Genomic DNA, 14509 nt, shown 5'->3' on the forward strand with positions numbered 1-14509 from the left:
AGGGGCGCTTCTATTATTATCATCAACCGATTAAGACAACCGGCCGCTGAAGTCACTGTATTCGAACTCGCGGATCACCTTGAGGCCTTCTGCTTCATTATAAGAAGCGATGGCCGGGAGGTTGACGCCGTTGAACATGTGGTTCTTCACCATAGAATAATGCGCCATGTCGGTGAAAATCAGCTTGTCACCGTATTTCAGCGGCTCCGGGAATGAGTAATCGCCGATGATATCGCCTGCCAGGCAGGTCATGCCTCCAAGCCGGTAGGTGTGAGCGAATTCACCCGGTTCTCCGGCACCGATGATGGCCGGGCGGTAAGGCATCGCCAGCACATCCGGCATATGGCATTCCGCCGAAGAATCGAGAATCGCGATATCCATGCCGTTATGCATCGTGTCGAGTACCGTAGCAACCAGATAACCAGTGTTCAGGGCAACGGCCTCTCCCGGCTCCAGATAGATCTCTACATTATAAGTCTCTTTCATATGCAGAATGCACTTGATCAAGGTGTCGAGATCATAGTCAGGACGGGTAATATGATGCCCGCCGCCGAAGTTCAGCCATTTCATCCCGTGCAGGTACTGGCCGAATTTCTCTTCTACAACCTTAAGCGTACGCTCCAGCGTATCCGAGTTCTGTTCGCACATGGTGTGGAAATGCAGTCCGTCAATGCCGTCCAGCTCGTCCGGCCGGAAGTTCGGCAGGGTTACGCCCATACGCGAGAAGTTGTAGCAAGGATCGTACAGCGGCACTTCAATCTCGGAATACTCCGGATTGACGCGGATGCCGCAGCTAATCTGCTTCGGCGCGTTCTGCACGCGCTGCTTGAACCGGCTCCACTGGTCGAACGAGTTGAATACCATATGATCGCTGTATCGAAGCAGCTCATCGAACTCACGGTCAACATAAGCGGGTGCATAGACATGAACCTCTTTGCCCATCTCCTCGAAGCCCAGCCGGGCCTCGAACAGGGAGCTGGAGGTTACGCCATGCAGGTATTTGCCGACCAGCGGGTACATGGCGTGCATGGAGAAGCCTTTTTGCGCAAGCAGAATCTTGGCTCCGCTCTTCTCCTGCACATAATTCAGGGTCTCCAGGTTCTTCGTCAGCAGCCGTTCATCCACCAGATACGCAGGGGACGGCAGATTGCTGATATCGATATCGATGTCCTTGTTCTTCATGGCCATGCGCCTTAATCCAGCAGCGTCGGCGAGAAATCTTCTTGCCAAGGCAGGCCGTGTTTGTTAAGAGCATCCATGAACGGATCGGGATCGAACTCTTCGATATTGTGTACGCCCGGTTTGTTCCAGATCCCTTTGATAATCATCATCGCCCCGATCATCGCAGGAACGCCGGTAGTGTAGGAAATGGCCTGTGAGCCAACCTCTCTATAGCACTCTTCGTGATCGCAGACATTGTAGACATAATAGGTCTTAGGCTGACCGTCTTTGGTTCCTTGAATGATACAGCCGATATTGGTTTTACCTTTGGTTCTCGGTCCCAGGGAAGCCGGGTCAGGCAGAATAGCCTTCAGGAACTGCAAAGGAATAATCTCTTTACCTTCATAATTAATAGGCTCAATAGAAGTCATGCCGACATTCTCAAGCACCTTCAGGTGGGTCAGATAGTTCTGCGAGAAGGTCATCCAGAAGCGGATCTTCTTCACGCCAGGAATGTTAACAGCTAGTGATTCTAATTCTTCATGGTACAAAAGATAGATATCCTTCGGACCGATCTCCGGGAGATCGTATACTTTCTTCTCAGACAGCGGCGCGGTCTCAATCCACTCGCCATTCTCGAAGTAACGTCCGTTCGCAGTAATCTCGCGGATATTAATCTCAGGATTGAAGTTGGTGGCAAACGGATAACCGTGGTCGCCCGCGTTCGCATCCACAATATCAATCGTATGAATCTCGTCAAAATAATGCTTCTGCGCATAAGCCGTAAATACACCGGTTACGCCAGGGTCGAAGCCGCTGCCGAGCAGCGCTGTAATTCCGGCCTTCTCGAATCTTTCCTTGTAAGCCCATTGCCAGGAATATTCAAACTTCGCCGTATCCTGCGGTTCGTAGTTCGCTGTATCCACATAGTGCACTCCGGTAGCCAGGCAGGCATCCATGATCGTCAGATCCTGGTAAGGAAGAGCCACATTAATCACGACATCCGGCTGGAAGCTCTTGATCAGCTCAATGACTTCTTCCGTGTTGTCAGCATCCAGCTTGGCCGTAGAAATCTTAGTCAGGCCCCCGTCCAGCTTCTCTTTGAGCGCATCGCACTTCGATACCGTACGGCTGGCAATGCAAATCTCTTCGAATACATCCGGGTTCTGGCAGCATTTATGAACAACAACGCTCGCTACACCGCCAGCGCCAATAATTAACGCTTTTCCCAAATTAATAACCCCCTAATTTTGCTTAAGTTATTAGTTATTAGCCTTGCTGCTCTGGAACAGGCTACATCCTATGAAAAATCAACAACGCTGATTATACCGAAACTTTCTCAATAAATCAATAAATTCCGACAAAAACTGTGATCTTCCGTGTAAAATCTGCAGTTTTCTCCATTAATACTCTGTAATTCACTTCATTACACTGAAATCCTTCGTTTTCCTACGCTTTTAAACTTAATAAATTGAAAATCAGCTAAGGAGACTGTCCACTTTTCAGTCCATCAGGCCAACCGGATAATTATATCACAACGGCGGTGTTGTTCAACATTTTATTTTAAATTTAAGCAAGGTCAGCCGGACAAAAGTGCAAATAAGGCACATTATAATAACTTACCCGTTTTTCTCTACCGTTAACTGATAAGTGTAAAGGTCGCCCAATGTTGACTAATCTGATCCCATCAGTCCATGTGTTTATTATGCGTAACCCTCTCTATCCCATACCTCCGTCGTGCCTAGCGGTTACGGGATTAAAGGGACCTCATCACAGACGGCGGCTGTCCGCTGAGCTGCTTGAAGGCTTTGCTGAAATGAAACTCATCGCTGTATCCGCAGGCGTCCGCAATCTCCTTCAGGGTTAGCCTGGTGTATAGCAGCTGCTTCTTCGCGTGCTCATAGCGGATTTCACTTAAATACCCTTTGGGACTCTTGTGCAGATATTGCTGAAAAAGACTGCGCACATACGAGGAGGATATGCCGTAGCGCAGCGCCAGCTCATGGATCTGCAAGGGTTCACTGAAGCGCCGCTCCAGCTCCTCCTTCATCCGTAAGAATAATTCGTATCCCTGTCCCCGGTCAGGATTACCGCTCTCCTTAGCCTGAAATAATTCGTACAAAAGCTCATAGAGCAGCGCCTGAGTCTTAAGCTGGCTTCCGGGACTACCCGGAACAAAATCGCCGGCAATCCGGCGGAACAGCTCACCCAGCGCTCTGCCCGGCTCCCCCCCGGGCTTCAGGTGGAACGGCAAGGGCAGTTCATGAAGCGGCTCTACCCTCCCCTGATTGTCCGCCGAAGGCGACAATGTATACAGCGAGAGCAGGATCATAGTGATCCGCAAAGGTTCCCCGCCTCCGCTGCTCATCTCCATGGACAGTCCCGGCCGCAGATAGAACAGCATGTCCGGCGACACCGGATACTCCTCTGTATCTGTCCGAAACACTCCCTCCCCCTCCTGAATCCAGTACAGGCTGTGTACATGTATATTCTGACGGATATCTCTCCAGTGCGGAAAAGTGGTCTTGTCATGAATCCAGTGGATATCCATCACCAGATTCTGCGGAATCTCCTCCATGTATAGCTCCTCCGTTTCTCGTCCTGCCATTTACCAGGGATGGGATCAATCAGGGATTCATTTCTGAAGCGTTTTTGACATGCCAGTTCTGTTCATTATACCATGCCACTCCCCTGCATTCATTGCTACACTTAGGACATTAACGGCTGGAATGATGAAGGAGAGATACCAGATGACTGAAACCTTGTCCACTACGGCACAAGCCCTGGATTACATGCCTTGGATTGGCCTGTCCGAACAAGAAAGGCTTCAGCAGGACCGGCACCAGCAGCAGCTTGCTGCGGATTATCCCTGCACCTTCGGGGAAGCCTGCTTCGTCTCGCCGCAAGCCATTGTGCTGCCGGATCAGCTAACGCTTGGCGACCGGAGCTACATCGCCGGAGGTGCGATTGTCCGCAGCACACGGCTGGTCACAGGCAGCGACTGCTCTATTAACAGCTATAGTATATTGTCAGGCGATATTACCATGGGCAATGGCGTACGGATTGCTTCCCATGCAAGTCTATACGGCTTCAATCACGGCTATGCCGTGACGGATGTTCCGGTCTTCCGCCAGCCTCTGACAGTCAAGGGCATTGTCATTGGAGATGATGTGTGGATCGGGGCGAATGCCGTGATTCTTGACGGAGTGCGGATCGGGGCGCACAGCATTGTTGCGGCGGGGGCGATCGTAACCCGCGATGTACCGGCGTACAGCATTGTCGGCGGCAATCCGGCCAAGCTGATCCGCAGCCGTCTGGCCGGGAAGACAGTGACAGAAGATCATAAGGAGGATGCAGCAATGGAGATGAAAGAGCAGGCTGGCGAATACGCAGAGCATGTAGCGGATGCGCAGAGACTGTCGTCTGCTGAATATGAGGCAGATACTGCTAAGCTTGAAGGAGCGGGAATGGGCAGCGGGGTACTGCCGCTTGGCGGAGCGGAGCCTGCTCCTTCAAGCCTGTATGAGCAGCTCGCGAATTTCAGCAAGCAGGTGCAGGAGCAGCTAACTCCCCTGCTTGCGTTCTACTCCGAAACGATAGAGGGAGAGAAGCTGTTCCGGGACCGGCCTGGAGCGGGGCGGACTGTAAGGGCGTACTGCGATGCTGTGGAAATTGCTGCGATGTTCGGCAGTCTGCCGCCCGGCTGGACGAAGGAGGAGCTGACCGCCACATTACACCAGTTCCAGGACAGCGGGACCGGATTATTGCCCGACCCGTGGTCGCCGCCCGGACCGGAGGATCAGCCGGAGCTGTTAACCGATCATCTCTCGCGTTATCATCTTCTCGCTGTAGGCTACGCGCTAGAGGTGTTAGGTTCTGCTCTAACCTATCCCGTAGCCGTGGCCGAGAATATGGATACCGCCACACTGTATCAGCAGCTTGATAGTCTGCCCTGGGCGGACAATGCCTGGGGCGGCGGCGACTGGATTGATTGCTATGCTACCGGGCTGTATCACAATCTGAAGTCCTTCGGCTCCGGCAAGCGCCCGGATGATCTGTTCGGCTGGCTGGCGACGCACTGCAGCCGGGACTCCGGGCTGTGGGGTCTGCCTACTCCGGAGGAGAGCTGGCTGCAGCCGGTGAACGGCTTTTACCGGCTTACCCGCGCTACCTATGCACAGTTCGGCCTGCCCCTGCCGTACCCGGAGCAGAGCATCGATACCGTGCTGGCTCACAGCCGGGACCGCCGCTTCTTCCGCCTGGACGCGCTGAATGCCTGCAACGTGCTGGATGTCGTCCACCCGCTCTGGCTCTGCCTGAAGCAGAGTGATTACCGGCAGGCGGAGATTCGCGCTTGGGCAGAGAAGCTGCTCGGCGAAGTGCTGCCCTTCTGGGTTCCCGGACGCGGCTTCGCCTTCCAACTGTCGCGGCAGCAGGAGACCGGCCTGCAGGGCACGGAGATGTGGCTAAGCATTATCTGTCTGCTGGCGGACTTGTGCGGGTTAAGCTCAGCCCTGGGCTACTCCCCGAAGGGAGTTCACCGACTGGAGCCTGCCTTCTCGTTATCCGTATAAACGCGGCTTGCGCCCAGAAGGCGGCTTGAACTTATTTTCATAAGTGGAAACGGCTTTGTCGTCCTTTAAAAGGACGGTACCGTTTCAGCGCAAAAACCCCGTTATCTCCGCTCGTTCTGAGCAGTGATGACGGGGTCTTGTACGCTTTTATAGGCTGCTCCTGGTTATTGCCCGAAGCCGACGCGCGGACGCTCGCGTTCCTTGGTCTGCAGCTCTACCGCCCGGATCGAGGTAATGGGAATGTAGAGGGTCTGATACTCCGTACTGTATTTCACGAACCGTTCATCCAGCTCCTCCAATACGCCACCTCTAACACTTGTACCATCCAAAAAATGAATATGAACTTCCTGTCCCTTCAGCGCTTCCAGCATGCTCTTCCTCTCCTTCGTCTCACAAATGGGTGATGATGGTGTCAATAATTCCGTATTCCAGTGCCTCCTCAGCCGACATGAAGTAATCCCGGTCCATATCCTTCTCCACCTTCTCCTTCGGCTGGCCGGTCCGCTCAGCGGTGATCCCGACAATCTTCTCACGGATCTGAAGAATACGTCTGGCGCTGATCGCAATATCGCTGGCCTGCCCCTGCGCCCCGCCATGCGGCTGATGGATCATAATCTCGCTGTTCGGCAGGGCCGATCTTTTGCCAGTGGCTCCCGCAAGCAGCAGCAGTGAAGCGAATGAAGCAGCAAAACCGGTGCAGATCGTGTTGACTTGAGGTTTAATTACCTGCATCGTATCATAAATACCGAAGCCTGCGGTAGTTGAACCTCCCGGGCTGTTAATGAACATCTGAATATCCTTCTCCGGCTCATCGGCCGCGAGGAACAGCAGCTGCGCGATAATGCTATTGGCCAGCCCGTCATCGATTGCCGCACCCACGAATACAATCCGGTCCTTCAGCAGCCGGGAATAAATATCATAGGACCGCTCTCCTTGGGCTGTCTGTTCAATCACATAGGGGATTACGCTCATTCTGGTGTGCCTCCTCTGATCTGTTTTAGTGTGGATACCCTGTAAACGGTCCACCCGCACGAAAAGATACGGTGGGCGGAAGAGGTGCGGAAATAGCGGGGTGCGTATCTTTTACATTGTGCTGTTCGTTTATATAATAGAAGCAACGCAACCCATCGAAGGAGAGGGCCACTATGACGATTCTTGAACATCACCGGACACCGGATACGATAGCTATGGATACAAGACATCTTCAGGAGCTGGGAAGAACCTTGCAGCGCTACTGCCTGTCGCTCACCCGCTCCCGCTGCGACGCCGACGATCTGGCGCAGGAGACCTGGGCCAAAGCGCTCGGCTACCGCAAATTCACCATCAGCCCCAATCCCGAAGCCCTGCTGCTGCGGATTGCCAAGAATACCTGGATTGACGCTTCCCGCCGCCGGGGGTCGCTCATCCGTGCCATGGAACGGTCTGGAGTGTCAACCGATCCAGCTTCTGCTGCGGCAGCCCTAGAGGAGCTGACCGGGACGGAGCTGACCTTTCAGGCGCTGCTCGCCCATCTCTCGCCGCCGCAGCGGACCGCCTGGGTCCTCCGCGATGTACTGGGGTATTCAGCCGCCGAGTCCGCCGGACTCTTGGCTACGACGGAAGGCGCGGTCAAAGCAGCGCTGCACCGTGCACGCCAAGCCTTGAGCAAGGTCCGGGAGGAGCTGATCCAGCATGAAGGTCCCGCGCTTCCGCAGGATGCCGATTACCGGGGTTATCTGCGGGCGCTGGCTGAGGCCTATGAGCAAGGGCAGATTCCAGTATTACTGGAGCTGCTCCGCCAGGAGAACGCCGGGGAGGTAACCGCTGCTGTAAGCAACTTTACCGTTCAGTCCGTGTATTCCATGTATACAGACAACACCAGATACGCCTATACCCAGGGAGCACCTGCATACGGCGGGCTTCAGATGGCTGCATAATACGGATGAATGGAGCAGTGGCTCTGCTCTGATTATAACTTAGGAGAGTGAACCCATGAAGAAGGTGCTTGTGCTTGGAGGAACGAGATTTTTCGGCAAAAGACTGGTGGAGCTGCTGCTCCAGGACCAGGACAGCGAGGTCACCATCCTGACCAGGGGGCTAACTGAGGATACCTTCGGTGAGCGTGTGACCCGGCTGGCTGTGGACCGGACGGATGAAGCGGCGCTTGAGCAAGCTATCGGGGATACTTTATGGGATATCGTCTACGATAATATTTGCTACACGCCGGATGAGGCGGCTGCTGCTGTGCGGATCTGGGCCGGGCGGACCAAGCGGTATATCCTGACTTCCAGCTTATCCGTGTACGATCCGCAGCCGGAGGCGCTGGCTGAAACGGACTTCGATCCTTGGTATTATCCGCTGAAGTCTGGCGGAAAGACGGAAGTCAGTTACCAGGAAGGCAAAAGGCAAGCCGAAGCGATTCTGCTTCAGACAGCGGATTTCCCGGTGGCTGCGGTACGTTTTCCGATTGTGCTGGGCACAGATGATTATACGCGCCGGCTGCATTTTCACATCGAGCATGTTCTGGCAGGTCAACTGATTGGCATTCCTAATCCGCAGGCGGAGATCTCGTTCATCCGTTCGGACGAAGCGGCTGATTTCCTGCATTGGCTGGGCCGGGAGGGCTCAGCTGTCACGGGGCCGGTGAACGCCTGCTCGGACGGCACCCTGACCATTGGCAGCGTTATTTCCATCATCGAACAGATCACGGGAAGGACGGCTGTCGTCCAGTGTGAGGCGGCGGAAGCAGAGCAATCCCCTTTTGGCATCGGTGCATCCTGGTTCATGGATACGGCAAAAGCCCGCTCGGCGGGCTTCAGCTTCCTATCCTTATCAGAGTGGTTCCCAGAGCTGGTCTCGTCGCTGACCCATTCACTTCGCCAGGACCAGTAGTTCCTCTTCCAGCTCTTTGGAGATCTCTTTCTGCGGTTCGTTAACAAATGTACTCAGGCCGGGCGCAGGCTTATCCTGCACCGGTATTCCCGCAGGCAGGGGCCGTTGAATTTCGGCTTCTGCCTTTTTTCTCGTCTGTTGCGTGAGGTTCTTATGCATCTCCTGCTGTGGCTTGGCCTGGATATGCTCTTCTGTCTTCGCTTGCGCCTTCACTTTCGATGCCTGCACCCTTCCGCGAACCGTTGTATCTGCATGTGCTGAACTTGAATTTGAACCGGAATCCGCTGCTGATTCTTGCTCAGATGCTGCTTCCCGTGTAATTCCGTCCTCAGCAGCCTCCGGTATTTTGAACACATTGATCTCCCGGAACAGCCGTTGCGAGATTTCATTAATCTCCCCGGCCTGCCTTGCAATGTCCCCGATGGCCTGATCCTGCTGGGTGCTGGAAGCGTTAACCTCCTGAACTCCGGCCGCCGTCTGCTCAGCTACAGCCGCAACAGAATGTACAGATTCGGCAAGCCGTGAATTGAGGGTACGGGTCTGTTCCACCTTGAGGTGAATTTGCCCGATCTGTGTGCTGATGCCTGTAATCGATTCGTCGATAGCGGCGAAGGAAGCCAGGGTCTGCTCCACCTGATGGTCCTGCTGCTCCAGGCTGTCCCGGGTCTCCAGCATATGTCCCTGGAAATCCGCCATACCGGCCCCAAGCTCCTGAATAATCCTGCTGATATGCACCGAGGAGTCATTCGTCTGTACGGACAGCTGCCGGACTTCATCGGCAATCACCGAGAAGCCTTTGCCTGCTGCTCCCGCTCTGGCAGCCTCGATGGCCGCATTCAGCGAGAGAATATTCGTCTGCTTCGAGATTTCGGTGATTGAATGGGTAATGCGCGAGATATCCTTGGACTGGTTCACCAGCTTGTCCAGCGCACCATACACCTTGCCGATGGATTCCCGGGACTGACGGGAGCTGTGGCGCAGAGCCGTAACGGTATCCGAGCCCTGCTGTCTGTTCCGGTTAGCCGCTTCACTTGTAGTCAGCATTACATCGGTATAGTCAGTAATTTCCTGGACCCCACTGGCCAGCTCCTCCAGGAGCTGCGTGCTCTGCTCCGACTGGCTGGCCTGCTGGTCTGCCCCAAGCGAAATCTCCTGTATAGTTCTTACAATATTCTGGTTCGTATGCGCTGTAACGGCCGAAGACTCCTCAAAAGATTGCGCGTAATCGGCAAGCGAACCTGCCGCAGACAAGGTCTGCCGCAGCATCTCCTGTACCCTGCCGACCATATGGTCGAAATGATGGCTCAGCTGTCCCAGCTCGTCATTGTACGGGGAGTTAATCTGCTGCCGCAGATCGCCCTCCGCGATCTGTCTGAGCGCCGCCTGAAGCTTGCGCACTGGTGACAGGAACGAGCGGATCAGCAGCCAAGCGAGCATCAGCATAAACAGGGAGACTGCGATCGCAGCGTACATCACGATGGATACGGTATCATCCAGCAGAGCGAAGGAGACCCCCTGGGCCTGATCGGCATTGGCAGCGGCAGCGGTGTACAGCTCACCGTTAGTCTTTAGCATGTCCTGATTCAGCGCAAGCGCTTTTGTATGTATACCATCTATGGTCTCCAGCACACTCAGCGGATCAAGGGTCTCGTCCGATATCGTCGTTACCAGTTCTTTCGTTAGAGCGCCATATTCTTTTGCTTGTGCAGACAGTAGCTTATAACTGGCAGAAGCATGCGTACCCTGTTCAAAATTCACCTTGACCAGCTCCGCAGACAGCTGCTGCTGCTTCTCCTGCAACGGTTCGGCCTGCTCCAGGTCACTGGATTCCGCCAAGGAAGTCTCCGCACGGTTCAGCTCCTGCAGCTGCTGGGTGATGGTTGAGACCGTAATTCTATTCTCCATTTCGCTCTTCTGCCGTTCCATGGATTGCTCGACCTGCTTGATTTTATGTCCCTGGTACACAGCCACGCCCAGAAAAATAAGTGTAATCGCCGAGAAACTCAAGATCAGCTTCCATTTCATCGAAAAGTGCAGCGGCTTCCCCTTCAAAAGTATCATCCCTTCATATCCAGCCTGATTTTGCAATAGGTATATTCTGCTAATACTCTCTAATTGTAAAAGCCGGATATTAATTGTCCTCCTAAGTTATGTATGCGCAGCGTAAAGATTCTGTTGCGAAACTGTTAACAAATGTGCAGAATTTAAGGAATGACAGGACTAATTGGACTAATAAGACTATTGGATAGGAACACGGCTTATTTGTACGGGACGATTGGGCCGGTGGGTGTCAGAGAGACAAGGTGTGACAGCAGCGGCAGGCCCGGTTGTTGTACAAATTGCAACTTTGATATACCGATAAAAGGGTAATTCTAAAGATTGTTGCACAAAATGCAGGAATATCGCCGCCCAACCCCTTAGAGTAGAGGGAATGCTGCCTTTTGTGCAATATTTTCAGATTAGGATTAATTTAATGAGGGAGAAGTTGTATAATATGCAGGATTTGTACCAGCAAGAGCGCAGAAGGCATACGCAAGAAGGGACTGAAGAGTAACAGTGAGCATTGAAAATAGGCTTGAAGCTACTTCAAGAGAAGAATTAAGAGATTGGCTAATGGCGAACAGCACCACAGAGGGTTCTTGCTGGATAGAAGTCAGTCTCAAGCCGCTCCCGGGGACGATACTGTATCTGGACGCCGTGGAAGAAGCGCTGTGCTTCGGCTGGATTGACGGGGTGAAGAAGGCGGCGGCTGACTCGAAGCTGATACAGAGATTATCCCCGCGCAGCAAGCGCAGCTCATGGACCGAGCTGAATAAGGAGCGCGTCCGCCGCCTGGAGAAGCTGGGACTGATGCGCGCCGAGGGACGGCGGTGCCTGCCGGATATGGATGAAGAAGCTTTTCGAATTGATCCCGTGATTGAGCAGAGATTGAAGGCGGATGAGCAGGTGTACCGCCATTTCCTGGCCTTCCCGGCGCTATATCAGCGGGTGCGGATCGACACCATTCAGAGCTACATCCGCCAGCCGGAGCTGTTCGAACGCAGATTGGACAAATTCATAGAGAATACCAGAGTGAACAAAATGTACGGCCAATGGCATGACGGTGGGCGTCTGCTGGAGTATTAGTTCGGTTGGAGTATAGTTCTGGTGGATTATTAGTTCTGTTGGTGAGTTTGATTTCGGACAAATTGTCCTTACAGGCGGGGCATATAGCTCCCGAATGGTTTGCACAAACGGCAAGTGTGGGGATGTGTGATGGGTACATTGAAAGTACTGGGATGTGCTCTGCATGATGGAGATTACATAATGCATATTAGTTGGAAAAACGTATCCTATTCTGGGTCCTTTGGAGCGTTTGCAGAATTTAATTGGATTTATGTCATTTATTATTGTGCAAACTCCCTCTATGGCTCTGATGCCAGCATATTAAGTGCCTTTTTTCCAACTACGACTCGCTGTGTCCCCTTCCGTTCCTGAACGAGTGTTTAAAATCCAACTGTTCCCTGCGGCAGGGGCTGATGCAGACGATGAGGCTAATTCAGTACACATATATTGATGCTGATGTGATGCAGCTTGTGGTCCAGGTGCTGGCGCAGACGTTGACGCTAGTGCGGACGTATTGCGGATGCTAGTGCGGGTGTATTCAGAAAACCGAATACATTTACTATTAATGTTACTGGCGTGGTGCTGACGCTGGCGCAACAGCCATACTCGTACTCGTACTCATGCCCCTGCCCATGCTCATACCCTAACCATACCCTCGCCCAGCACCTGCCGCTCCCGCTCTCTATAATCGCTCAATTTGAGCGATTCACTTACATATCATAACAGGCCCCCGTAACCGGAGGCCTGCCCACACCTTACCGCCGCGCCTCTCAGTCCCGGCGGTACACCCAGCCGCCGGCCTGGCACAGCGCTGCCAGCGCAATCCCGGCACCGCCCGGCCCGGTCCGGCGGATCAGCGCCAGATCGGCCGGTGCCCCGGCCGCCAGGCCCGCCGCCGCAGGCAGGGCCATGAAGCCTGCCGGGCGCACGGACGCCATGTCCCAAGCGTCCGGCAGCGCGGCCAGGCCCGCGGCGCTGAGGCGCGCGATGTGGCGCAGCAGCATCTGCGCCGAGCCCGCCAGCAGCCCGGGCTCGCCGGCGAGATGCAGCCGGCCCGCCGGGGTCAGCACGACACGGCCGCCGACTGGCGTGTCGTAGCTGCCGGGCGCCAGCCCGGCAAGGGCAACGGCATCGCTGACCAGCAGTGCCCGCTGGCCCTTGACCTTCATCGCCACCTTCAGCACCTCCTCCGGGAGGTGGAAGCCGTCGGCGATCAATGTGCACCACAGCCCGTCCTCCGCGAGCTGGGTCCACAGGTAGTTCGGATGGCGCGGCAGCATAGCATGCGCGCCATTGCCCAGATGCGTGGACAGCCGCGCTCCGGCGGCTACCGCCCCGGCAATCTGCGCGGCATCCGCTGACGTATGCCCGATGGAGACGGTGATCCCCTGCCGGACGCAGTGGCGGATGAACTCTGCGCTCCCCTCCCACTCGGGGGACAGCGTCACGATGGCGAGGCGCCCGCCAGAGGCCGCCTGCCACTGATCGAGCAGGGCCGTGTCCGGCGGCCGGATATGCTCCAGGGCATGCGCCCCGCGCGGACCGTCCTCCGGCGAGAGGAACGGGCCCTCCAGATGGATGCCCTTAATGATCGCCGCGCTGGCTGCATCCTCGTCACAGGCCCGGGCAATAGCCCGCATCGCCCCCAGGATGGTATACGGCGCGCCGGTAATCACCGTAGGGTAACAGGCGGTCACACCTTCCCGCCATACCGCGCGGACTGCCTTCTTGACATCCTCTGCAGTCAGTGCCGGATGATTGAAATCATGTCCGCCATAACCGTTGATCTGCAGATCGACAAGCCCCGGAGCCACCAGCGGCAGCTCTGCCTGTTCCTCCAGCGTCAGCCGGGTCTCCAGCGGTTCGATAGCAGCAATTAAGCCCTCCTCCACCGTAAGCCGGACCGGCTCGCCCGTCCGGTAATGCAGCGCCTCCAGCTTCATGAGAAGACTGCCCCGAACGAGTCGGTATCCAGGAACATCCGGCAGTCCCCATGCCCCCGCAAGATGGTGGACGGACATGCCGTAGAGACGGATTCATGCAGCGTCCGGGTCACCGCACCGCGCTTGGAAGCGCCCGGCACCATGCAGAACAGCCATTGCGCGGACAGTAGCACCGGTATCGTAAGCGTCAAGGCCTGCTGCGGCACTTCCTCCAGACTGGCAAAACACCCGTCATTCACCTGCTGCCTCCGGCAGATATCATCCAAGACCACCAGCTTCACAGGAAGCGGATCAGCGAAATCGGCTACCGGCGGATCATTGAACGCCAAGTGGCCGTTCTCCCCGATGCCAAGGCAGACTATATCGATAGGCGCTTCTGCCAGCAGCCGCCCGTAACGCCTGCATTCCGCTTCGCTACCTGCGGCAGGACTCAGATAATGAACCGTTCCCGGCCGGACCTTGTCGAACAGCGCCTCCCGGAGGAAGCGGCCGAAGCTCTGCGGTGAGCCTGCCGGCAGGCCGGTATATTCATCCATATGGAATGCGGTAATGCGGCTCCAGTCCAGCTCCTTCGCAGTGGCAAGCTCAGCAAGGAATTCGTTCTGCGAAGGGGCGGCGGCGAAGACGATCCGCACCTGCGCTTTGGAGGCCAGCAGCGCCCGGATGGCTGCCGCCGCCTCACGCCCGGCAGCAGCTCCAAGCTGTGCACGGTTTTTGTATACACGGACAAGCATAGCACCCGACAGCTCGGTGTGAATCGGTTTGATCGTCAGCATGGGTAGTGCCTCCTTGCTTCAGGGGGTTGTGTGAATCGGTTTGATCGTCAGCATGGGTAATGCCTCCTTACTTCAGAGG

The 14509-nt window shown here is 55.2% G+C and carries 12 protein-coding genes; 4 read left to right on the plus strand and 8 right to left on the minus strand.

Annotated features, from left to right (window positions below):
- Positions 1–30: 30 nt before the first annotated feature.
- The 3 genes from nspC to C162_RS33790 all read right to left on the minus strand — a co-directional run bounded on the left by nspC (position 31) and on the right by C162_RS33790 (position 3739).
- Positions 31–1167: a carboxynorspermidine decarboxylase gene (gene nspC, locus C162_RS33780; RefSeq protein WP_200869266.1), complete on the minus strand. Its 1137-nt coding sequence runs from the start codon at positions 1165–1167 to the stop codon at positions 31–33.
- Positions 1168–1193: 26 nt separating this feature from the next.
- Positions 1194–2393, minus strand: a complete 1200-nt coding sequence (locus C162_RS33785; RefSeq protein ID WP_036702452.1) for a saccharopine dehydrogenase family protein — start codon at positions 2391–2393, stop codon at positions 1194–1196.
- Positions 2394–2917: 524 nt separating this feature from the next.
- Entirely contained in the window at positions 2918–3739 is an 822-nt protein-coding gene (locus C162_RS33790; protein WP_036702454.1) for an AraC family transcriptional regulator, read from the minus strand.
- Positions 3740–3911: 172 nt separating this feature from the next.
- On the opposite strand from C162_RS33790, the gene C162_RS33795 reads away from it, so the two are divergent.
- Entirely contained in the window at positions 3912–5735 is a 1824-nt protein-coding gene (locus C162_RS33795) for an acyltransferase (RefSeq protein WP_051494132.1), read from the plus strand.
- Positions 5736–5899: 164 nt separating this feature from the next.
- On the opposite strand, the gene C162_RS33800 is transcribed toward C162_RS33795, so the two are convergent.
- Together C162_RS33800 and C162_RS33805 are read right to left on the minus strand one after the other, a co-directional pair.
- The gene (locus tag C162_RS33800) at positions 5900–6106 is read right to left on the minus strand and encodes a hypothetical protein (protein ID WP_036702456.1); all 207 of its coding nucleotides are present in this window, start codon (positions 6104–6106) and stop codon (positions 5900–5902) included.
- Positions 6107–6125: 19 nt separating this feature from the next.
- On the minus strand, positions 6126–6743 hold the full coding sequence (locus C162_RS33805) for an ATP-dependent Clp protease proteolytic subunit (RefSeq protein WP_268748828.1): 618 nt from the start codon (positions 6741–6743) through the stop codon (positions 6126–6128).
- 137 nt (positions 6744–6880) lie between these two features.
- Between C162_RS33805 and C162_RS33810 the strand changes: the two genes are divergently transcribed.
- Both C162_RS33810 and C162_RS33815 read left to right on the plus strand, forming a co-directional pair.
- Positions 6881–7651 (plus strand): sigma-70 family RNA polymerase sigma factor, encoded by a 771-nt coding sequence (locus C162_RS33810; protein ID WP_051494133.1) that lies wholly within the window; start codon positions 6881–6883, stop codon positions 7649–7651.
- A 55-nt stretch (positions 7652–7706) separates the two neighbouring features.
- Positions 7707–8606, plus strand: coding sequence for an NAD-dependent epimerase/dehydratase family protein (locus C162_RS33815; protein WP_036702460.1), 900 nt, complete (start codon positions 7707–7709; stop codon positions 8604–8606).
- Here the strand turns inward: C162_RS33815 and C162_RS33820 are convergent.
- On the minus strand, positions 8586–10667 hold the full coding sequence (locus C162_RS33820; RefSeq protein WP_156949772.1) for a methyl-accepting chemotaxis protein: 2082 nt from the start codon (positions 10665–10667) through the stop codon (positions 8586–8588). The two genes, C162_RS33815 and C162_RS33820, sit on opposite strands and share 21 nt — an antisense overlap.
- Before the next feature lie 495 nt (positions 10668–11162).
- On the opposite strand from C162_RS33820, the gene C162_RS33825 reads away from it, so the two are divergent.
- Complete coding sequence (locus C162_RS33825; RefSeq protein ID WP_036702464.1) at positions 11163–11732, plus strand: YdeI/OmpD-associated family protein; 570 nt, start codon at positions 11163–11165, stop codon at positions 11730–11732.
- Positions 11733–12481: 749 nt separating this feature from the next.
- Here C162_RS33825 and C162_RS33830 read toward each other — a convergent pair.
- Together C162_RS33830 and C162_RS33835 are read right to left on the minus strand one after the other, a co-directional pair.
- A complete protein-coding gene (locus tag C162_RS33830; RefSeq protein WP_063829090.1) occupies positions 12482–13654 on the minus strand; it encodes an N-acetylglucosamine-6-phosphate deacetylase in 1173 nt (390 codons plus the stop codon).
- Complete coding sequence (locus tag C162_RS33835; protein WP_036702467.1) at positions 13651–14430, minus strand: glucosamine-6-phosphate deaminase; 780 nt, start codon at positions 14428–14430, stop codon at positions 13651–13653. Before C162_RS33835 ends, C162_RS33830 begins: the two co-directional genes overlap by 4 nt.
- Positions 14431–14509 lie beyond the last annotated feature (79 nt).

Source organism: Paenibacillus sp. FSL R7-269, assembly GCF_000517865.1.
GTDB lineage: Bacteria > Bacillota > Bacilli > Paenibacillales > Paenibacillaceae > Paenibacillus_AQ.